The 18,375-nt window shown below is 56.0% G+C and carries 17 protein-coding genes; 10 read left to right on the forward strand and 7 right to left on the reverse strand.

Annotated elements, in window-relative coordinates:
• Window positions 1-20 precede the first annotated feature (20 nt).
• Window positions 21-383 carry a hypothetical protein gene (locus tag M3223_RS10225; RefSeq protein ID WP_251561199.1) on the forward strand — a complete coding sequence of 121 codons (363 nt, stop codon included), beginning with the start codon at window positions 21-23 and terminating at the stop codon, window positions 381-383.
• Window positions 384-460: 77 nt separating this feature from the next.
• Here M3223_RS10225 and M3223_RS10230 read toward each other — a convergent pair whose 3' ends face one another.
• Window positions 461-616 (reverse strand): hypothetical protein, encoded by a 156-nt coding sequence (locus M3223_RS10230; RefSeq protein ID WP_251561200.1) that lies wholly within the window; start codon window positions 614-616, stop codon window positions 461-463.
• Window positions 617-673: 57 nt separating this feature from the next.
• The gene (locus M3223_RS10235; RefSeq protein ID WP_251561201.1) at window positions 674-1,996 is read right to left on the reverse strand and encodes a GTPase; all 1,323 of its coding nucleotides are present in this window, start codon (window positions 1,994-1,996) and stop codon (window positions 674-676) included.
• A 407-nt stretch (window positions 1,997-2,403) separates the two neighbouring features.
• Between M3223_RS10235 and M3223_RS10240 the strand changes: the two genes are divergently transcribed.
• From M3223_RS10240 to M3223_RS10270, 7 genes are all read left to right on the forward strand, one after another.
• On the forward strand, window positions 2,404-2,922 hold the full coding sequence (locus M3223_RS10240; protein WP_251561202.1) for a cupin domain-containing protein: 519 nt from the start codon (window positions 2,404-2,406) through the stop codon (window positions 2,920-2,922).
• 172 nt (window positions 2,923-3,094) lie between these two features.
• Window positions 3,095-3,877 (forward strand): ABC transporter ATP-binding protein, encoded by a 783-nt coding sequence (locus tag M3223_RS10245; protein WP_251561203.1) that lies wholly within the window; start codon window positions 3,095-3,097, stop codon window positions 3,875-3,877.
• Window positions 3,874-4,983 (forward strand): ABC transporter permease, encoded by a 1,110-nt coding sequence (locus M3223_RS10250; RefSeq protein ID WP_251561204.1) that lies wholly within the window; start codon window positions 3,874-3,876, stop codon window positions 4,981-4,983. Before M3223_RS10245 ends, M3223_RS10250 begins: the two co-directional genes overlap by 4 nt.
• Window positions 4,984-5,031: 48 nt before the next feature.
• Window positions 5,032-5,700 carry a TetR/AcrR family transcriptional regulator gene (locus M3223_RS10255; protein WP_251561205.1) on the forward strand — a complete coding sequence of 223 codons (669 nt, stop codon included), beginning with the start codon at window positions 5,032-5,034 and terminating at the stop codon, window positions 5,698-5,700.
• A 139-nt stretch (window positions 5,701-5,839) separates the two neighbouring features.
• A complete protein-coding gene (locus M3223_RS10260; protein WP_251561206.1) occupies window positions 5,840-7,366 on the forward strand; it encodes an alpha-amylase in 1,527 nt (508 codons plus the stop codon).
• Between the two features lie 54 nt (window positions 7,367-7,420).
• Window positions 7,421-7,930, forward strand: coding sequence for a DinB family protein (locus M3223_RS10265; protein ID WP_251561207.1), 510 nt, complete (start codon window positions 7,421-7,423; stop codon window positions 7,928-7,930).
• A 251-nt stretch (window positions 7,931-8,181) separates the two neighbouring features.
• A complete protein-coding gene (locus tag M3223_RS10270; protein WP_251561208.1) occupies window positions 8,182-9,153 on the forward strand; it encodes a methylenetetrahydrofolate reductase in 972 nt (323 codons plus the stop codon).
• A gap of 360 nt (window positions 9,154-9,513) precedes the next feature.
• Here the strand turns inward: M3223_RS10270 and M3223_RS10275 are convergent, their stop codons facing one another.
• From M3223_RS10275 to M3223_RS10295, 5 genes are all read right to left on the reverse strand, one after another.
• The gene (locus tag M3223_RS10275; protein ID WP_251561209.1) at window positions 9,514-10,599 is read right to left on the reverse strand and encodes a DNA alkylation repair protein; all 1,086 of its coding nucleotides are present in this window, start codon (window positions 10,597-10,599) and stop codon (window positions 9,514-9,516) included.
• A 62-nt stretch (window positions 10,600-10,661) separates the two neighbouring features.
• The gene (locus tag M3223_RS10280) at window positions 10,662-11,573 is read right to left on the reverse strand and encodes a hypothetical protein (RefSeq protein ID WP_251561210.1); all 912 of its coding nucleotides are present in this window, start codon (window positions 11,571-11,573) and stop codon (window positions 10,662-10,664) included.
• A gap of 182 nt (window positions 11,574-11,755) precedes the next feature.
• The gene (locus M3223_RS10285; RefSeq protein WP_353057686.1) at window positions 11,756-13,234 is read right to left on the reverse strand and encodes an HD domain-containing phosphohydrolase; all 1,479 of its coding nucleotides are present in this window, start codon (window positions 13,232-13,234) and stop codon (window positions 11,756-11,758) included.
• Window positions 13,235-13,430: 196 nt separating this feature from the next.
• Window positions 13,431-14,348, reverse strand: a complete 918-nt coding sequence (locus M3223_RS10290; protein WP_251561212.1) for a polysaccharide deacetylase family protein — start codon at window positions 14,346-14,348, stop codon at window positions 13,431-13,433.
• The gene (locus M3223_RS10295; RefSeq protein WP_251561213.1) at window positions 14,320-15,627 is read right to left on the reverse strand and encodes an MFS transporter; all 1,308 of its coding nucleotides are present in this window, start codon (window positions 15,625-15,627) and stop codon (window positions 14,320-14,322) included. The genes M3223_RS10290 and M3223_RS10295 overlap by 29 nt, the downstream gene beginning before the upstream one ends.
• Before the next feature lie 378 nt (window positions 15,628-16,005).
• Here M3223_RS10295 and M3223_RS10300 point away from each other — a divergent pair, with 378 nt between their 5' ends.
• Both M3223_RS10300 and M3223_RS10305 read left to right on the forward strand, forming a co-directional pair.
• Complete coding sequence (locus M3223_RS10300; protein ID WP_251561214.1) at window positions 16,006-17,466, forward strand: catalase; 1,461 nt, start codon at window positions 16,006-16,008, stop codon at window positions 17,464-17,466.
• A gap of 252 nt (window positions 17,467-17,718) precedes the next feature.
• Window positions 17,719-18,336 carry a DedA family protein gene (locus M3223_RS10305; protein ID WP_251561215.1) on the forward strand — a complete coding sequence of 206 codons (618 nt, stop codon included), beginning with the start codon at window positions 17,719-17,721 and terminating at the stop codon, window positions 18,334-18,336.
• The last annotated feature ends 39 nt before the right edge of the window (window positions 18,337-18,375 follow it).

Consider the following 18,375-nt stretch of genomic DNA (forward strand, 5'->3'; position numbering starts at 1 on the left):
TAAAGATGGGAGTGTTGAGGATGAACGGCGCTGCTAGAAGGACAAGATGGACGGATGATTGGCTGGATTTGTACAATTACGCTGCGGCTATCGGGGACGAGGAGTGGCGCCTGTCCATCCTTCACCAGCTGGAGGCAGGCGAGACGCTGCGCGAGCAGGAGCTGCTGGAGCAGCGCCGCGACCAGTTAAGACATGATCTAGAGGAAATATCCCGGCAGATGGAGGATATCTATCACCGGCTTCGCGAGGAAGAAAGCGGCTCGATGCGCAGCAGCCTGTGGAACGCTGCCTGGCAGCTCAAAAAAGAGCGGGCCAGGCTCGCTTCTCTGCTGCGGGCGGGCGAGCTCGGCCCGCTGCGGGAGCATGGCCATCAGGCAGGCTGAATGCGGCGACCGCCGCATGATACAAAGAGCGGCTCTAGTTCCACAGGAACATAGAGCCGCTCTTTTTCACCTTGAGATTATCCGCCAAGACCCGCTTGCCCGCTCGCTTTGCCGCCTTCCGTCTCAGGGTCATCCTGCTGCTCCACAATTTCGGCCGGCACCTCGCGTCCTTCTTGCGGTTTGTTTTCCTCGCGAACCGCCTTGTCCTTTTCAGCTTCATTGTCATGTTTCATCTCCAAGCTCCCCTTTCACGTCGTTGTTATGTCTAGCCTTCCCGCTGCAGGCGGGTTTCAATGCGAAGCCTCCGCTTGTTTGCGGAACATGCCGTAAAGCTTGCCAAGAGTAGCCTGGTTGATTTCCATATCGTTTTCATAGGCGTATTTGACGGCGTAACCGAGCGCAAGCGTCATTGCCCCCGCCACCGATGCTCCGGCGATTGAGCCTGCTCCCGGAAACAGCTTGATGACCTGGCGGAATACGCTTTTGCCAAGGTTTCCGATGACCGTAGCGATAACGAGCTCCTTCGCCGTTTCCTTGCTGATCGGCCGGCCATAAAGGACGGCCAGCCGGGTCAACAGTCCGATCTGCACTGCTGATATCGGCACAATATCCGCACCGGGTATTGGCGCCGCTCCTATAGCGCTTGCGGAAGCCGCAGCTCCGAGAATCCACTTATTAGCCGCCGCCGACTTCTCCTTCATATTCCGGGCGAACAGCAGGTCCTTGGACTTTTTTTGCAGCAGCTCTAAAATGGCGGCCCGCAGCACCTCAATGTTTTCACCGGTGCGGGATGAGACGGGGATGACCCGGAATCGCTCTCCCGTCTCCTTTCTCACCCGCTCCGCTAGCCTTGGAATGTCATCCGCCGCGTCTATTTTATTCAGAACGATCAGTAAATTAGGGTTCGCATCCCGAATCGCCTCAAAGCTTCTTTTTTCCGCCTCCGAATAGACCGTGCCCGCTGCGTTTAGAAAAAACAGAATGATATCGGCTTTGCGGTAGTAGTCCATCGTAGTCTGCGAGTTTTCGAGCCGCACGTCATTTAATCCAGGCGTATCGACAAAAAAGATCCGGTCCTTAAACAGATACGGCCGTACCTCCGTCGTTTCCCCGGGCTCCGCTCCGACGCCCGCCACTTCCTCCCCAACGATTCGGTTGAGCGTAGAGGACTTGCCAGCGTTCACATCACCGACCAGCGCAATTAGAATATCCTGGTCCAGCTCCCGCGAAATATCCGCCATATGCTGGTCGTACTGGGCTTCTGCCGATCGGCGCCACTCCTTCTCCCATCCGGCTCCGGCTGGGAGTATTGCGTCCAAACGGCTGCCGTGTTCGGCCGGGAGCGTTTGTGCGGCCCGTGCCGTTACGGGCTGAACCTCAGGTTCGGAATTACCCGGTAATCCCTCCTTTGGCCCTGAAGGCGAAATCCGGTCCTTCAGCAGTGTTACCGGGTATGACTCTAACTCTAGATTCCCCGTCACACCCGCCTCCGTCATCGAGTTTGGTTCTGCCATGGATACGGCCTCCACTGCAACCGGCAATCCCGACTGCTCCGCTCCAAGCCACTCCGGACTTCCGCCATGCCTGCCTTTGTCGCGCGTTTTCTGCTCCACCGTTCCCCGCTCCTTCCGCCTTCCGGCGCCAGATTCGCCATACGGGATGCGGAATTGCCGCGGCTCTTACACCGCAGCCGTTCCCGATACTCCGGGATGTTCCGTATAGCTGTTTGAATAGTACTTACCTCGCCGGGGCGCGCTCTGAATCTCGTCTCGCTTCTTTCCCGGGCGTTACCCGGGACGAGGATTCGGGTATCGACTTGCATAGATAATGAAAGACTGGTGAACAATGCATGCTGCGCCAAAGATCGGCCCTCCGATCGCTGTTGACCTCAGATTTCTATGAATTTATAGCACGATAGTGGTAGAAATCCGACGTCAAAGGCGAACGCTGGCGCTTCTCCGAGCTCGATCTTTGGCTCCGCACTTTTTCATCCGTCTTCAAACGTGAGGAGAGGTTAGAGATGCAAACGGAACCAAAAGCTTTTTATTTTCATGACGACGGCCTGATTCCGAACCACCCTTTTCTTCCTGTGCTTGTGTACCGTTCGGCAGCGGACAACCCGTTGGACATGGAGCAGTCGTTCGCCTCTAACGGCTGGGGAAATACATGGACAGACGGCGTTTATAACTATCACCACTATCACAGCAATACGCACGAGGTGCTAGGAGTTGTTAGCGGCAGCGCGATTCTGAAGCTTGGCGGACCGGAAGGGGAAGCCGTCACGGCAAGAGCGGGGGACGTGCTTGTACTGCCTGCCGGAACCGGCCATATGCGATTGTCGGCAAGCGGAGACTTTCGGATCGCGGGCGGATATCCCGGCGGAATGAACTACAATACCCGGCGCGCTACTCCCGAAGAAAGGAAGCTGTCTCTTAAAGAAATCAATCGAGTTCCGCTCCCGGAGAACGATCCGGTTTACGGCAAAAGCGGCCCTTTAACGAAGCTGTGGCGCAAAGCGGATATCTCTGGAAACAGGTAACGGCTCAGCTGCAATGACCAGACCTCTCGGCAGGTCAATTGTTCCGCCCGCCCGCAGAGATGCCGCTTTATTATGCGGCATCTCCAGCGAAATTTGCCTGTGTTCAAAGTGAAGCGGCGAGCGTATGATGAAAAATGAGTGATCACTTACTTTTTTTGAACGGAGATGATCGATGTTGAAGCAGCTCTCCTCTGACGCCTCCCCCGCTGCAAACGATGCCGTTTCGCAGGCCGGACCCGCCACCAGCCTGGATTCCGTGACACGCCTGCTCGGAGGAAAAACCGTACTTCACGAGCTTAGCCTGCAGCTTCGCCGCGGTGAGCTGCTCGGACTGCTCGGCCCTTCCGGCTCCGGCAAAACGACGCTCGTCAAGCTGCTTACAGGCATGTCCCGCCCGGACAGCGGTACGGTTACCATGCTCGGCCGCTCCATGCCGGAGCGAAACGTGCTGCTCCGCTGCGGATATATGGCCCAGAACGACGCTCTGTATACCGAGCTCAGCGCCAGAGACAATCTGGTATTTTTCGGCTCGCTGTATGGATTGTCCGGCGCAAGGCTCAAGGAGCGGATTGACGCCGTCATGAAGCTTACCGACCTGGAAAGCCATCTTCGCAAACGGGTATCCGCCTACTCCGGCGGCATGAAGCGGCGCCTGTCGCTCGCGATTGCGCTGCTGCATGAACCGGAGCTGCTGCTGCTCGACGAGCCTACTGTCGGCATTGATCCCGCGCTGCGCCGCATTATTTGGCAGGAGCTGCTGCGGCTGCGGGATTCCGGCGTCTCGATTCTGCTGACAACCCATGCGATGGACGAGGCGCAAAAATGCGACCGCATCGCCTTTATCCGCGACGGCAGGCTCACCGCGCAAGGCTCTCCGGCCGAGCTGCTGGAGCGCAGCGGCGCAGCCGACATTGAAGAAGCGTTCATTTCGCTCGGAGGGGGAGACGTACGATGAGAATCCGCTCCATCGCTCTGCGCATCGCGCGCCAGTTCCGCAACGACCGGCGCACGCTGGCGCTGCTGTTTGTCGCACCGCTGTTCATACTAAGTCTTTTCTTTTTCATTTTTAAGGATCAGCCAGCCAAACCGGTCATCGGGTTAACCGTTGGTGAAACGGCAAGCTCTGCACAGCAGCTCCAGCAGGCCGAACAGCGGCTGCAGCAGGCCGGAGCGCGAACTCTCTCCTACAAGGACGAAGATGCTGGCCGCACCGCACTTGCGGACGGATCTCTGGACGCGCTGGTTATCGTTAAGCCGCCAGGAGGGCCGTCCGAGATTGTGCTTGAAGGCACCGACCCGTCCCGCAGCCGGGCAGCCATGTCGCTGCTTCAGGGAGTGCTGAGCGGCAGCACTGCTACACCAACCGATTCGTCCAACGGCAATACCCACGCCGAGACCGACCATTCGAACGGAAACGCGCCTTCACCGCATATAAGCTACCTGCACGGAGATGGCAGCATGACGCTGTTTGACTCCATCGGGCCGGTATTAATCGGCCTGTTCTCCTTTTTCTTCGTATTCCTGCTCGCTGGAGTCTCCTTTCTGCGGGAACGGACAACCGGCACTTTGGAGCGGCTGCTGGCTACCCCGGTGCGCCGTACGGAGGTTGTGCTCGGCTACTTGGCCGGCTTCGGCCTGTTTGCCGCCGTTCAGGCTGCGCTGATCGCCGCTTTTGCCACATCGGTGCTCGGCCTGAGGCTGGAAGGTTCCATCTGGCTGCTCTTGCTCGTTAATATTATGCTGAGCTTTACAGCGCTGACGCTCGGCACTCTGCTGTCCACATACGCGGGAAGCGAGTTCCAGATCATTCAGTTCATTCCTGTCGTCATCGTGCCGCAGGTTTTTTTCTCCGGCCTGTTCCGGCTCGACGGCATGCCAGATTGGCTGCAGCTGCTCCAGTCCGTTATGCCAATCTATTACGGGGCCGATGTGCTGCGCGGCGTCATGCTGCGGGGAGAAGGCTGGACGGAAAGCCTTCCCGGATTGTCGGTGCTGTTTGGCTTTTCGGCTGTTTTTGCCCTGCTGAACGTGCTGGCGCTCAAGAAACAGCGTTCCATTTAATTCAACAGCGCTGTTATGGTACGATGACGGCACAAAGGAGTGTGCAGCATGAGCCAAACCAACGAGCCCAGGGAGCCTTGGCTGGCTGAACTGATTGGAGAAGCGGCGGACAAAAGGATGACCGACAAGCAGATCCGGATTTTGGAAGCGTCGGTTGAGCTGTTCGCGGGCAAAGGGTACGCGTCCGCCTCCACAAGCGAAATCGCCGCCATGGCCGGAGTTGCGGAAGGCACGATTTTTCGCCATTACAAAACGAAAAAAGAGCTGCTGCTCACCATCGTCCGTCCGGCGATGATTAAGCTGCTGGCGCCGTTTATGCTTAAGGAGTTCAAGGATGTGCTGAGCAGCAGCTACAGCAGTTACGGCGACTTTTTGCGCGCGTTAGCCGCGAACCGCATCCAATTTCTCGACCGGAACAAACGGCTGGTCCGAATACTGATTCAAGAGCTGCCTTTCCACCCCGAGCTGCAGCAGCAGTTCCGGGAGCATGTGTTCAGCCGCGTCATCGCGCAAGCGGAAGCAATTGTCATCCGGTTTCAGCAGCAGGGAGAAATTATCCCGCTGCCGCCGGCAACCGTGCTGCGGCTCTCCGCCTCCTCCCTGCTCGGCTACGCCGCCGCACGTTACATCGCGCAGGAGAGCGCGTCGACGAAGTGGAATGATGAGCGCGAGCTTTCAGCTACGATCGATTTCATCGTCAAAGGGCTGCGCCCTTGAGACTTTGCGCAGCAATTCAATAGCTTGCCTTCAAGCAGCCCGGCATCCGCCGGGCTGTTTGGTTTCCCCCGTGATTGGCTCCCCACCCCTTGCGGGTAATAGAGAGTCAACTACGAAGGCAAAGGATGATTCCGGAGAGATGGAACGCAATCATACGATGATGCAGTTTTTTGAATGGCATGTGCCGGCAGACGGCCGCCACTGGCAGCGGCTCAAGGAACGGGCCGCCGAGCTGAAGGCCGCCGGCATCGATGCCGTCTGGATTCCTCCAGCTACGAAGGCCTTTTCTCCGGAAGACAACGGCTACAGCGTATACGATTTGTACGATCTAGGCGAGTTCGAGCAGAAAGGCGCCGTGCGGACCAAGTACGGCACCAAACAGCAGCTGCAGGAGGCAATCGCAGCCTGCCGTGAGCATGAAATTGCCGTTTACGCCGATCTGGTCATGAATCATAAAGCCGGAGCCGACGAAAAAGAGAAATTTAAGGTCATTGAGGTAGAGGGCGACAACCGCCAGGAGGAAATATCCGATCCCCACACAATCGAGGGCTGGACACGGTTCCACTTTCCGGGCCGGGGCGATCGTTACTCGGCGTTCAAGTGGAATTACACCCATTTCAACGGAACGGATTTTGACGCCAAGCGGGATGAAACGGGCGTATACCGGATCATCGGCGAAAATAAACAGTGGAACGAAAACGTCGACGACCAGTTCGGCAACTTCGATTATTTGATGTTTGCCAACATCGACTATAACAACCCCGCTGTCCGCGAGGAAATGATCTCCTGGGGCCGCTGGCTGATCCAGGAAACCGGCGTGGACGGCTTCCGGCTCGATGCGATTAAACATATCGACCACACGTTTATCCGGGACTTTTGCCAAGCGGTGAAAGAGGAAGCGCCGGAGCATTTTTATATCGTCGGCGAGTTTTGGAACAGCATTACGGAGGAGTGCACAGCATTTCTGGAGGCGACGGAGCATCAGCTCAGCCTGTTCGACGTCCCGCTCCACTACCGGCTCAAGGAAGCGGCGGACGCCGGAAGGGAATTCGATTTGCGTACGGTTTTCGACGGCTCTCTTGTCATGGAGCGTCCGCAGCATGCGGTAACAATTGTTGACAATCACGACACTCAGCCCGGAGAAGCGCTGGAATCATGGGTCGGCGACTGGTTCAAACAAATCGCGTATTCGCTCATTCTGCTGCGCCGGGACGGTTATCCCGTCGTTTTTTACGGCGATTATTACGGAATTGAAGGCCCGGAGCCAATCGAGGGCAAAAAAATTGCGATTGACCCGCTGCTGTACGCCCGCTATCATCGCGCTTACGGCGATCAGGACGACTATTTCGACGACTCGAACCTGATCGGCTGGGTGCGCCGGGGCGTACCGGAATTTGAGCGCTCCGGCTGCGCCGTTGTCGTTTGCAATGCCGATGAGGGCGCCAAACGCATGTTTGTCGGGGAGGAACGATCCGGCGAAGTGTGGGTCGATCTGACCAATACGCGCGAAGAGCGGATCGTAATCGGCGAGGACGGCTTTGCCGACTTCCCGGTTAACGGCGGCAGTGTGTCCGTCTGGGCACTGCCGGAGTTCGACTTAGAACCGGAAGCCGAGGATGGCGATGACGCCGGCGTCGACCAAATGAATGAGGAACAGACGGACTGAAGCCGTGCCGCAGCTGAAAACGAACAGTTCAATTTAAAGATTGGAGATGAGCAGATGAAAGAGCATGTGCTGAATCAGTTGGAATTGACCCGCTCGGAGCTGCTGGAAACGGTTCGGGGATTACCCCCTGAAACACTTCAGGCGGAGCCCGCAGACGGCGGCTGGTCCGTCCTGGAAATTCTCGAGCATCTGGCGGCAATGGAAAGCGCGATTGCCGACCGGCTCTCCGCTGCTTTGCAGGGACCAGAGCGCGCCGACTTGGTGCGCGCCCCGCTTGAGCTGGTGCGGGACCGCTCCCGCAAAGCGCAGGCACCGCCACAAGTCCATCCGTCCGGAGCGGTCAGCACGCTGGCTGAGGCGGAGCAGGCGTTAGCTGCTGCACGGCAAAAACTGCTGGAAGCTGTCGCCTCCGATCTCGGAACCGAAAGAATGGATAAACACGGCTTTACGCATCCCATGTTCGGCCCTGTGAGCGCGGACCAGTGGGTTGAGCTCATTCCGCTGCATGAATTGAGGCATCTGGGGCAAATTCGGGAAACGTTGCGGCAGGTTGAACAAGCCTAGAACCGAGCAACGTCCCTGCCTTGTGGCTTTTGCAGAGCTGAATTAGAACCCCCTGGAGGCTGTCGGGACATTCCGGCAGCCTCTTTCGCGCAGGAAAAATCTATGTGCCTATAACAACAAGCCATAGCCAGCTCTAACATATCCTTATAGCTGTTTCACGGAAAAGCGATGCAGGAGTCAAATCCAAAGTGGTATACTAGGGAAAACACCCAACGGGACGGCATCAGCTCGCGAACCGGCTAGGAGGCTTTATGAGCTCAACCCTTAAAGATAAATTGTTCCATAAACAGAGCGGCATTATAACCTACGGCATGACCCCGCCCAAAAGCAGCCATACGCCTGAGAAGATCCGCGAAATCGCCGACAAACAGATCGAGCGGCTGAAGGACATCGGCATTGACGGGCTTGTTCTGTACGATGTGCAGGACGAGGCCGAGCGGACCGATAAGGACCGCCCGTTTCCCTATTTAAAAGCGCTTGATCCTACTGAGTATTACCGCGACTATTTGAAGCAGGAGCTCGGCATTCCGGCCATTATTTATCACTGCGTGGCGAATGAGGGCCCGGACAAGCTGGCGCAGTGGATTTTGCAGGACCGCGACGAACAGCGCTTTACGGTGTATGTTGGAGCATCCTCCAGCCGGCAGCAGGTGCAGATCCGCCTGCCGGAAGCGTACCGGATGAGCGGCATTTTGAACGAGCAGCTGCTTCCGGGCGGCGTTGTTATTCCTGAGCGGCATCGCAGCAAAGGCGACGAGCATCTGCGGGCGCGGGCGAAGCAGGAATCGGGCTGCGGATTTTTTATCTCTCAAGCCACTTACGACGTGGAAGCCTCCAAAAGCTTTCTGTCCGACTATTACTACCACAGCCGCGAGAACGGCTTGGACATGGTGCCGATTCTGTTCAACATCGCTCCATGCGGCTCCGCCAAAACGCTTGAGTTCATGAAATGGCTCGGCATCAGCATTCCGAAATGGCTGGAGAACGAGCTGGTTCATTCGCAGGATATTCTCGACAAGTCCGTTGAGCTTTCCCGCAAAGTATTTCGGGAGCTGTACCGTTTTGGCGTGGAAAAAGGCATTCCAATCGGCTGCAGCGTCGAAAGCGTATCGACCCGCAAGGTTGAGATAGAAGCTTCGATTCAGCTCTTGAAGGACATTCGCAGCGATATGGATGAACTCTCGGCGCAGCTAAACGAGACGGCCCAACCAGCTGTCCTGTAGCTTGTGATAGCGTTAGTATAAGCGAACCTGCGGAGGTATTTCTCCGCAGGTTTTTCTTATTTTAAACCTTTTTCTATATAGAGAAATTGTTCCTCCACACATGAAAACCCCTAAAATATTGGATTTTTCCGTTATCTGAAGCTCTGCAGAAGAGGACACCCGCAATTATCATTGCGCAATTTAAACTTTTTTAGAAAAAACCCCTCTTGCAGATTTTGTTTATTTTTATCCAAAAAAAACTTTAAATTTCATCAAGTACCAAACCGAAATAAGAGAATGTTCATTTGTATCAGACTTATTTAAACTAAAACTAAAAAAAGCTGATTCCGAAATCTGTTCGAAATCAGCTTATGATTGCTATTAATCGAGATCCATTGTCAATTCAAAGGAAAGAGAAGCCTGTTCCACACCGTTCACAAGCACGGTCAAACTGTGCATACCGGGATAATAGCGGCGGGTCGTAATCGGCTTAATCGCATGGGAGCGCGTGACAGAGGTTCGGCCATGCGGATATTCCCGCTCGGACAGCTTAAAGCGTTTGCCGGCCAGAGTGCCGTTCGCTTTCACAAACCCGATCTCATATTCCAGCCGAAGCATCATCGGCTTCTCTTCGTTGACGATATTAAATGAAAACTCCAGACGCTCCCCAAAGGGTACAACAGGCGTTAACAGCTTCAGCTCCTGCGCCGAAGCCCCGGCAGCCGGACCTAGACCGAACAACGCCATCGCTCTGGGATGAGCCTGCTTGAGCAGCGTGCGGCAGCCGTGCCGCAGAATCCAATCCGTCCGGCTGTCCCGGCCGTACGTCCGCTCAGCCAAGTCCATGACAAGCTCGGGATGATCCTTGGCAATATCATTGAGGTTGTTGGCGACGCTGCGGCGGACATATTCGCTCTCATCCTGCAGCATCGGCTCCAAAAGCTCCAGCACCGGCCGAGGGTCCCGCACAAATACAGGAAGCCGCTGTCCCCAAGGCAATCGAGGGCGGCAGCCCTCGCTCGCAAGGCGCCGGATATGCTCATCGGAAAAGAGGGACCACTTGCGCAATTTTTGCATGACCGCTTCCGGCTCCCGCTCGATAAAAGGGCGAATGGCATATTCCGATGTGGAGTAGCGTGTAAGTCTTGTTAATGCCTCCAGAGACAACTCCGGATTCTCCCTGCCATATACCTCGATATAATCCGGGAAAAAGATATACTCAATGCCCCGAAAACGTTCCCCCGCCCGGCACACAAATTCAACTGCGGCCTCGTATGCCTGAGGAAGCATCTCGCCTAGAGCCAGCGTGACCAGGCGCATCCTTTCTTTAAAGGAAGCGTCATCCCATGGCTCCCGCATCGCATGAGCGGCAAAAACCTCGGGATCAAATTGCGCATCCAGCTCTTGAAAAACCTTCCCTACTTTCAACAGCATTTCTTCATGATATAAAAATCGGAGAGGCTCCATTCTTGTCATTCCTCCTGCAATAACTCATCTCATTCTTCCCGGGTTCAGCAGCTGCTCCGTTTTTAATTCGATTCAACGCTCCCCGTAAAGCTTTTCAACCGGCGCTTCAGCTCCGGGAAAGCTTGTTCAAACTGGCGATGGCGGTGACCGTTGGCTCCAGACGGATGGGGAAACCCCCAAAGCACCTGCTCATCCGTCAGTTCACCATCATGTACAAGCTGCTGCACGACCTCCTCCACAGCTTTTCCAAGCGGCACCAGCAAAGGGCTTGAAGCCATATGTCCAAGCTCATCTCTCATATGGTTAAGCGAGATGTTCCAAAGCCATGAATCGCGCCGGAGCGGCGGCTGATGGCCGCTGTAATTAGCGCCATTCCGAAATACCGGGCAGGGCAGCACAGATGTCGTATGCAGCATCGGATGATCCAGCAAATCGGCTGGGCCGGACAAGCCCTCGTCATATGCCTCATCGGGCCAAGGCATAACTCTCCCAAGCTGCTCCCGCAGGCCCAGCTTCTCCAGCATATCAAGCAAGCCTGTCCGCATCGATCCTGCAAAACGGGCCTGCCGCTTCGCTTCCCGGCACGCCTCCAGCGGCGTACCGCCGGAGACCAGGCATCGTCTCATTACTCTTAAGGAAATCTCCATCTGCCGCCAGCCGGGCGTCAGTCCGGCTACAACAATTCGAGCCGCACCGCCGGCAAGCTCATTATGAGGCGCATAATACATTTCCAGAGGACCGGAGCGCTCCAGCAGAAGCTCCGGCACAAGCAGCTCCTCCCTGCTGTACAACGGTTTATCCGGCAATTCCGCCATATAAGACGCAGCCCGTAAAAAACGCTCCGGATGGCGAAGATTCGCCAGATCGGACGTGTTATACCGGCCTGGAACGGCGTTCCTGTCATTCTCCGCTCCAGCACTCTCTGATTCGGAAGGTGCAGCCCTATTCGTCTGCCGCGTACCGCCTAGCCCCATTGCTCCGTCCTCCTGCAAGCTTTATAGCATAAGTATAACCGCAATTACTGACAACAGTCTGTCAGGAAAGCAGTCCGCTCCATTCCATACGCAACAAAAAAAAGGCGTTCGGACAATCGCGGCCAGCCGCCATTTCCAAACCCCTTCTATTCATGCAATTCGCCGGTTGTTCAGTCTGCCGTTCATGCTCTCTTGCTGAATTTAACCGTGTCAGACTCTCGGCTGGCTTCCGCTCCGCCCCGATCAGCCAGGTCTGCTGCCGGAAACGCTTGCTCCAGACCGCCCATAGAACGGATAAACGTTTGCGCAAACTGCGGGTCCCACTGCGTTCCGCAGCCTTCCTCCAAAATTGCCAGCGCCCGGCTTGCAGGCATGCCTTTTCGGTAAGGACGATCCGAGGTCATGGCATCGTAGGCGTCGGCAACGGCTATGATGCGCCCCATCAGCGGAATTTCCTCTCCGCTCAGTCCGTCAGGATATCCTTTTCCATCGTAACGTTCATGATGAGAGCGAACGCCGGGCAGGAAAACAGCCATCGCTTCCTGCGGCTCGATCTGCCTTAAAATATTTTCGCCCATGACCGTATGCAGCTTGATTTGGCCGAATTCCTCCTCGGTCAGCTTGCCCTCTTTAAGCAGCACGCTGTCCCGGACTCCGATTTTGCCGATATCATGCAGCAGCGCGGTCTTGTGCAGCACATCCAGATCGGCGCTGCCCAGCCCTTCCGCGCGTCCGATCATCAGGGCGTAGGCCGCCACCCGCTGCGAATGGCCCGCCGTATAGGGATCGCGCGCGTCAAGCGCCGCCGCCAGCGTCGAGAAATAGCTTTGCAGCAGCTGCTCGTTCATCCGCTCCCGTTCGGCGAGCCCGTGCACCATATGGTTGAAGCCGTCTACGAGGCGGGAGAACTCGTCCGAATAAAGATCCGGCACCGCAACGCTCAGATTTCCTTTACGCACAAACTTCATCATCCCGTACAGCTCCTCGATGGGCTGCTTCACATTTCTTCCGAGCAGCCAAGCGGCAAACGAAGCGAAGCCGAGGCTGACGATAAGCACAAGAGCGCTCCAGGCCCAGTACCCGGTACTGCTTTCCCCTCTTGCCGACAATCGAACCTGCGTCGACAGCACAAATAGAATGACCGGAAGCGTGCCGATAACAAAAATACTCCATTGGAACTTGATCGGTATCGGCACCAATACCTTTCCTTTGAGCGACAAGTCAATGCGCGAACCGGTATCGGCATAGGACTGGATGGTCAGCAGCAGCGGCCGGATGGCTTGCGCCGTCAGAAAAAATTCGACCAACGCGTGCAGGCTCGCAATCAAAACAGAAGCAATACAGGCAATAATCAGTTGGCTTGTCGGGATATGAATCCATTCAAGATGCCGAAAGGTCAGCGTTAAAATGACAGCCGGCAGGGCGAAGCCGAGCAAATGCGGGCCCATAATACGTCCGACTGCCAGCCCAGGCAGGCGATGCGTCCGATAATAAGCATGCCTTACGGCAGCGGCATCCGGCTGCGCCATCCGAAACAGCTGCCGGATCGGCTTGAGGTGCCGGTACATTACGACGCCCTCAATGGCCGCCATGCAGATGGCCGACAGCAGCAGGATAAACGCAATTACAGCCGGTTGGCCCGGCCTCAGATCCAGGCTCATGCCAACGATGGCGCCGCCTACTCCGATAACCGCCAGACCGGAACCGGCTATATAATTACGCAACAATCGATATATAAAGGAACGATATGTTGGCATATTACCTCTATTCGTGCTTTTTCGTATATTATCGCCCTTACACCTGTTTTTTGTTAGATTTTGCCGAAAAAAATATATATTTGTCGAATTGTGATGTCTATTATTTGGACCAAAACAGCTGAGGCAGGCGGCGGACCGCTTGCCAGCGGGAGCGTTTTTGCTCGATTGCCACATCCCGGTAAGTCGCCAGCCGGATGTCAGCATCCCGCAGCGCATACCGGAAATCCTCGTCCCGGAGCAGACGGTGCTCCCACGTTCTTTTTTCCCAGGACGGAATAACCCGCTCCATCTCACGGTCTGGGAGCGCGGGATGTACATACGTCTCCGTAATGCCCGCAGGAAGCTCGTAAAGCTTGGCTACCATCATAGCCTTGAAAGCGGAGTAAGTCTCCCCTTCCTCCAGCAAGTAGGGATGGCTTACCAAATAATCCGGCAGCGGAACTGCGAGCAGGTCCGCTACCGCCACGATTTTGGACAGCGTGCGGGACGCATTCGGAATGGAGGCGAGAAACGCATCCTTTTCCCAGATGCTCCGGAACAGCCGGAAAGGAATCCCGCGCCGCGAGCACTGCCACAGCACAAGCGGCAAAAAGCTGCGCCCGGTCGCCAGCCCGTATAGGCTGCCCATATGATTGTCGGCATGCGTGACGTTCACGCCAGCCTCGCGAATGGCGCGAAACTGCGCGTTTAGTTCACGCCGCACATCGTGCGCGTCGGCATTTTGCTCAAAGAAGTCCAGATCGGGCGGGAGAAACCCTTCGCTGTCGCATAGCGATGCCGCCCCGGTGAGCGCTCCCCAGCGCCAGCCCGGAAATTCGCTCGTTAACGTCAAATGCGCTCCGATGCTGATTCCTTCGCCCATCTTGCGGCACCATTCCGCCGCCTCGCGGAACGCTGGCGCAGGGGCCATAATGGAGGCGGAGCTGGCGAGCCCCTCCTCAAGCAGCCCCATAATCGCTTCATTGGCGGCGCGGCACTGCCCGAAATCGTCACAGTTTAGAATCAGTTTTCTGCTCATTCACGCTTTCCTCCCGATACAGAAACGAAATAACGAACGAAATTACAAGCAGGCAGGCCGGCACGAGGCTGACAAGCAAGCGGAAAGCAAGCTCCGGATTCGGTCCTGGGTTCGCACCGCTGGAATACCCCAGCAGCATGCCGATAATCCAAAATGCTAGCGCCGAAATAAGGCCGCTGGAGCGGGTAATGAACCCGCCGACCGCGGTGTAAACCCCCTCGCGGCGGCGTCCGGTCCTCTCGGCGTCCAGGTCAATGATTCTTCCGCTTAATACAGCCGGCGTCACGAGAAAACCGGCGAGTCCAAAACCGACTGCAATTCCAGCCGTTATGCCTCCGCCCAGCCCCTCTGCGAACCAAAGCGGGATTACGCTTAACCCGTACACGGCGAGCGCCAGCCTCCAGCTTTTTAAGCCTCCCAGACGTTTAGCTATAGCATACCATACTACGACGAGCGGAATAATAGGAACAAAGATAGAAGCCAGCAGAAGAGAAACATTTCCATCGGGAATACCGAGCGCATACTTGGCATAAAACGGAATCATGGAACTGAGCAGGCCGTTGACGGTTTGAGCAAAGGAATTTGCCAGATTGAACATCCAGAAATTCCGGTTGCGCAGCGTTTCCCGAAATGCCTCAAGGAAAGGAAGCGGCGGTTTGGCGCTCGCCTGAGGCTGCTCGTGCAGACGGCGAAGGAAGATCAGCATGCAGAGCAGAAAAATCGCCGCATAGGCATAGGACATGCCGCCGAAGCCGAGCTGGCGGAACAGCAGCGGCGTTCCGGCCGTGCCGATGAGAATGGCAGCAATTTGAAAGCCCTGCTGAATAGCGGAGGCTTTTGCCCGCTGGGCCGCTCCGCTGTAAAGCTCCGGCAGCAGCGCTCCGTAATTGACCCAAATAATCGAGGAGGCGGTTTCAAACAAAATGAGCGCTGTCAAAAACCAGTAGAACAACTCTAATCCCCCGCCGTCGGCAACGGAACCCGGTACAGAGAAGAGGAGGATGAACACCGCGGCGAACGCGGGCAGCGCTCCGTACAACCATGGTTTTCGCCTTCCCCAGCGGGTGCGCGTGCGGTCGGAAAAGTAGCCGAGCAGCGGCTGGTTCACCGCATCCCAGATCAGATAAATGCTGCGTGCCAGCGTAGCCAGTCCAATGCTCAAACCAAGCTTGTCGACGTAATAAAAGCTGTAGAACGACATAAAGGCCTGGCTGGGAACCATCATCGCAAACATGCCCAGCCCGTAGATCCAGCTGGAATTCATTCTGGTTGAAGGCATGGCGTTCTCCCCGCTTTCCTTTGCCCGGAAGGCTCTAAGGTCCAATGGAATGCTGCGCCGGAGCTGCGAATGGTTGGTTAGACTCGGCCTTTGGCTCTGAGCTTTGTTCATCGGCAATTGAAATTCCAACGTTGGCGTCAGGGCCTGCCGCGCCGCATAGCCGCCCTTGTTAAAGCCTATTTCCGAAGATCGTCCCAGTTGCTAAGCATTTTCTCTTTGGCACAGTACTTAACCTTCCTAATTAATTATAATTATTATAAATAAGTATTGACTATTGATAGAATATAAATGTAAAGTGAAACTAATTCTCATACTAAACTCATATCCTTAACCATAACTATTTTATCCCGGAGATCCGGAAGAAAGGGGAACGAATCGATGAACCGACTAACCACGAACCAGGGAGTCCCAATCGGCGACAATCAAAATTCCCGTACTGCCGGCCAGCACGGTCCCACGCTGCTGGAGGACTATCAACTGCTGGAAAAGCTCGCCCACTTCGACCGTGAGCGGGTGCCGGAGCGTGTCGTGCATGCGCGCGGCGCTGGCGCACATGGCGTATTTACGACGGCTGCCAGCATGAAACGCTGGACGAAGGCAGCCTTCTTGCAGGATGCCGGCATTGAAACCAAGGTGTTCGCCCGCTTCAGCACCGTCATCCACGGCCAGCACTCCCCGGAAACGCTGCGCGATCCCCGGGGCTTTGCGATTAAGTTTTATACGATGGAGGGCAATTATGACTTTGTCGGCAACAACCTGCCGATATTCTTCATTCGCGATGCGATGAAGTTTCCCGACATGGTGCACTCTCTTAAACCTGATCCAAGCACGAATATTCAGCATCCGGACCGCTACTGGGACTTTATGTCGCTGACGCCGGAATCGACGAACATGCTGCTGCATCTGTTCTCGGATGAGGGAATACCGGCCAACTACCGCGAGATGCGCGGCTCAAGCGTGCATGCGTTCAAATGGGTTAACGAGCACGGCAACCGCGTTTATACAAAGCTGCGCTGGGTGCCGAAGCAAGGCGTGCGGAATCTGACCCCTGAGCAGGCGTCGGCCATTCAAGCGAACGACTTCAACCATGCCACCCGGGATTTGCAGGAGGCAATTAATCGGGGAGACTTCCCGGAATGGGATCTGTATGTGCAAATTCTCGATCCTGCCGATCTGGATTCTTTTGACTTTGACCCGCTCGATCCGACGAAGGACTGGTTTGAGGAGGATATTCCTTACGTGCATGTCGGCACAATGCAGCTGAACCGCAACCCGGATAATGTTTTTGCGGATACGGAGCAGGTTGGCTTCAATCCCGGCGTTGTTGTGCCTGGCATTGAGCCCTCCGAGGATAAGCTGCTGCAGGGCCGCCTCTTCTCCTACTCCGACACGCAGCGGTACCGGATCGGCGCCAATTACTTGCAGCTTCCGATCAACTGCCCGTTCGCCAAAGTAAGCAACAATCAGCGCGACGGGGCGATGTCGCAGCAGCAGGCGAGCGGCTCTGTCAACTACGAGCCGACCCGCCATAAGGACGCTCCGCAGCAGGACCCTGCTTATGCGGAGCCGCCAGCGCCGCTAGGGGCTGGCACGGAGGCTGGACGCCAGCGCATCGCCAAGCCAAACGATTTTGGCCAGGCGGGTCAAGTATGGCGCCGCTACTCCGCTTCTGAGCAGGATGCCGTCATCCGCAATCTGTCCGGCGACCTGGCTCAGGTTGAATCTGGCACGCAGCTGCGCGCCATCTGTAACTTCTACCGCGCCGACGCCGATCTTGGCAAGCGGCTGGCTGCCGCGCTGGGCGTTGATTTGACGCCGTATCTGAAACACCTGAGCTAGTGACAGCGCCCTTGTAATAATCCCGTTTCCGGCCGCCGCCACCCGGTTGCCGGAGCGTTATTATACCGCCGTCCGAATCCCATTTCACCCTTGCGGAGAATGGATATTCGGACGGCTTTTTCATAGGGCTTAATATGTTTAGAAAAAAATGCTGTAGCGGATTATTTTTTTGAAACCTAGACACCCTCTCAATCGTATAAGAGGAAGCTATGTCCGCATGCGGACTCCCGTGAGAGGTAGGTGCCAGTCAAGTTGGAAGCCTGGATTACAGACATCATGGACAAGTTCGGTTATGCCGGCGTGTTCATTTTGATTGCGCTCGAAAATCTTTTCCCGCCTATTCCGTCTGAGGTCATCCTGACGTTCGGCGGCTTTATGACTATCAATACGGGCATGACTATTGTCGGCGTCATCATTGCCGCGACACTCGGATCGGTGCTGGGTGCGGTTGTGCTGTACGGCATCGGAGCCTGGCTGCATGCGGACCGACTGGAACGCATCGTGGAGCGTTGGGGGCATATTTTGCGGCTGAAGCCGGAGGATGTGCGCAAGGCGGACACCTGGTTTGACCGTTATGGTCCTTGGGCCGTGCTGCTGTGCCGGCTTGTGCCGCTCGTGCGCAGTCTCATCTCCATACCAGCCGGTATATCCGGCATGAACTTTCCGCTGTTCCTGCTGCTGACAACGATCGGGTCCCTAGTCTGGAACACCGTTCTGGTCTATGTCGGCGCAACGGTCGGAGCATCGTGGGAAACGATTGTCGGCTACATGGACGTCTACTCCAACGTTGTTTACGTACTGCTCGCGGTCGGCGTTCTCGGAGGAGTGTTCTGGTTTTACCGCAGCCGCCTCAAAGCCAAGAGAAAATAAATCGCAAAAAGCCCGATTGTCCTTGCGGACAGCCGGGCT

Source organism: Paenibacillus pasadenensis (assembly GCF_023715725.1).
Taxonomy (GTDB): Bacteria; Bacillota; Bacilli; order Paenibacillales; family Paenibacillaceae; genus Paenibacillus_O; species Paenibacillus_O pasadenensis_A.

What these genes read in the sequence shown, in the direction of transcription:
- M3223_RS10280 (WP_251561210.1), bottom strand. Translation starts at nt 11,573, where the DNA reads ATGGGGCTAGGCGGTACGCGGCAGACGAATAGGGCTGCACCTTCCGAA.
- M3223_RS10260 (WP_251561206.1), top strand. Translation starts at nt 5,840, where the DNA reads ATGGAACGCAATCATACGATGATGCAGTTTTTTGAATGGCATGTGCCG.
- M3223_RS10270 (WP_251561208.1), top strand. Translation starts at nt 8,182, where the DNA reads ATGAGCTCAACCCTTAAAGATAAATTGTTCCATAAACAGAGCGGCATT.
- M3223_RS10245 (WP_251561203.1), top strand. Translation starts at nt 3,095, where the DNA reads ATGTTGAAGCAGCTCTCCTCTGACGCCTCCCCCGCTGCAAACGATGCC.
- M3223_RS10290 (WP_251561212.1), bottom strand. Translation starts at nt 14,348, where the DNA reads ATGAGCAGAAAACTGATTCTAAACTGTGACGATTTCGGGCAGTGCCGC.
- M3223_RS10300 (WP_251561214.1), top strand. Translation starts at nt 16,006, where the DNA reads ATGAACCGACTAACCACGAACCAGGGAGTCCCAATCGGCGACAATCAA.
- M3223_RS10225 (WP_251561199.1), top strand. Translation starts at nt 21, where the DNA reads ATGAACGGCGCTGCTAGAAGGACAAGATGGACGGATGATTGGCTGGAT.
- M3223_RS10230 (WP_251561200.1), bottom strand. Translation starts at nt 616, where the DNA reads ATGAAACATGACAATGAAGCTGAAAAGGACAAGGCGGTTCGCGAGGAA.
- M3223_RS10285 (WP_353057686.1), bottom strand. Translation starts at nt 13,234, where the DNA reads ATGAGCCTGGATCTGAGGCCGGGCCAACCGGCTGTAATTGCGTTTATC.
- M3223_RS10255 (WP_251561205.1), top strand. Translation starts at nt 5,032, where the DNA reads ATGAGCCAAACCAACGAGCCCAGGGAGCCTTGGCTGGCTGAACTGATT.
- M3223_RS10295 (WP_251561213.1), bottom strand. Translation starts at nt 15,627, where the DNA reads ATGCCTTCAACCAGAATGAATTCCAGCTGGATCTACGGGCTGGGCATG.
- M3223_RS10275 (WP_251561209.1), bottom strand. Translation starts at nt 10,599, where the DNA reads ATGGAGCCTCTCCGATTTTTATATCATGAAGAAATGCTGTTGAAAGTA.
- M3223_RS10265 (WP_251561207.1), top strand. Translation starts at nt 7,421, where the DNA reads ATGAAAGAGCATGTGCTGAATCAGTTGGAATTGACCCGCTCGGAGCTG.
- M3223_RS10240 (WP_251561202.1), top strand. Translation starts at nt 2,404, where the DNA reads ATGCAAACGGAACCAAAAGCTTTTTATTTTCATGACGACGGCCTGATT.
- M3223_RS10250 (WP_251561204.1), top strand. Translation starts at nt 3,874, where the DNA reads ATGAGAATCCGCTCCATCGCTCTGCGCATCGCGCGCCAGTTCCGCAAC.